At 49.9% G+C, this 1,160-nt stretch carries 3 protein-coding genes; all 3 read left to right on the top strand.

The genetic code is table 11. From position 1 onward, the window contains the following. Positions 1-53 precede the first annotated feature (53 nt). From folB to EDM52_RS24085, 3 genes are read left to right on the top strand one after another with little or no spacing between them, the layout of a single operon-like run. Entirely contained in the window at positions 54-425 is a 372-nt protein-coding gene (folB, locus tag EDM52_RS24095; protein WP_122911429.1) for a dihydroneopterin aldolase, read from the top strand. Further along, the gene (gene folK / locus EDM52_RS24090) at positions 422-952 is read left to right on the top strand and encodes a 2-amino-4-hydroxy-6-hydroxymethyldihydropteridine diphosphokinase (protein ID WP_122911428.1); all 531 of its coding nucleotides are present in this window, start codon (positions 422-424) and stop codon (positions 950-952) included. The genes folB and folK overlap by 4 nt, the downstream gene beginning before the upstream one ends. Then, positions 904-1,116, top strand: a complete 213-nt coding sequence (locus EDM52_RS24085; protein ID WP_031306174.1) for a helix-turn-helix domain-containing protein — start codon at positions 904-906, stop codon at positions 1,114-1,116. The genes folK and EDM52_RS24085 overlap by 49 nt, the downstream gene beginning before the upstream one ends. Positions 1,117-1,160 lie beyond the last annotated feature (44 nt).

Here is a 1,160-nt window from a genome sequence, read left to right as displayed (position 1 = left end):
AATGAAGCGTGTGACCACCATGATGGATGCGATGTTAAAAGGAGGCGTTCACATTGGATAATATCTATTTCAATGGGATGTCGTTTTACGGTTTTCACGGTGTTTTTGCTGCCGAAGCGGAGTTGGGACAGCGCTTTTACGTAGATCTTGAACTTTCGCTTGATCTGTCCAAGGCCGGTGCGAGTGACGATCTGAACGATACGATCAATTACGCTGAAATTTTCACCTGTGTTCAGCAAATCGTGGAGGGTGAGCGTTTCAAGCTGGTAGAGGCTCTGACCGCCAATATTGCAGAAAAGCTGTTGCGCCAGTTTCCGTTGCAGGAAGCGAGGGTAAAGGTCACCAAGCCGAACCCTCCGATAAACGGGCATTATGATTCGGTGGCTATCGAGATGACTCGCAAAAGAGAGGATTATGCCCAATGACGGTATGCGCGTATCTAGCGCTCGGATCCAATCTTGGAGATCGTGCAGACAATTTGAAACAGGCAATTGAACGCCTTTCTCAACAACCAGGGGTACGGGTTGTGCGAGTGTCCAGCGTCTACGAAACCGATCCGGTAGGCAACGTCGAGCAGGACGCCTTTCTCAATATGGTGATCGCTGTAGAAACAGAGCATACACCGGAACAATTATTGGACACGGCCTTATCGATTGAACAGGAGCTGGGAAGAGTACGGACAATTCGCTGGGGTCCCAGAACGATCGACATCGATGTTCTGCTGTACGGACAGGAGCGTGTTCAGCTGGAGCATTTGCAGATCCCACATCCGGAGCTTACCAAACGTGCTTTTGTCCTGGTGCCTTTGCGCGATGTATGGCGAGATGAGACATTGCCCATATACAATCAGCCAATATCCATATATCTTTTGTCACTGCTGGAGGATCAGAAGGGGGTACGTAAGTGGGGAACAATCGACTGGGAAACCGAATCCGGTCCTTTCGAAAATTAAAAGGGTATACACAGCAGGGACTTGCGGAAAAGCTGGGAGTGTCGCTCTCGTTCGTCGGCTCGCTGGAGCGGGGGACACGCGTTCCGACAGAACCGGTGCTGCGAAAGATCGCCAGCACTTTACAGATCGATGTAGAGGAATTATGTGATATAAATAATGCATGATGAATGGAAAGGCTTATCCCCTCTCCAAGCAACCGCACGTACGT

This window comes from Brevibacillus invocatus, assembly GCF_003710915.1.
GTDB classification, from domain to species: Bacteria; Bacillota; Bacilli; order Brevibacillales; family Brevibacillaceae; genus Brevibacillus; species Brevibacillus invocatus.
Note: the sequence above shows the minus strand (reverse complement) of the source record. Positions and strands in the feature narration are given on the sequence as shown.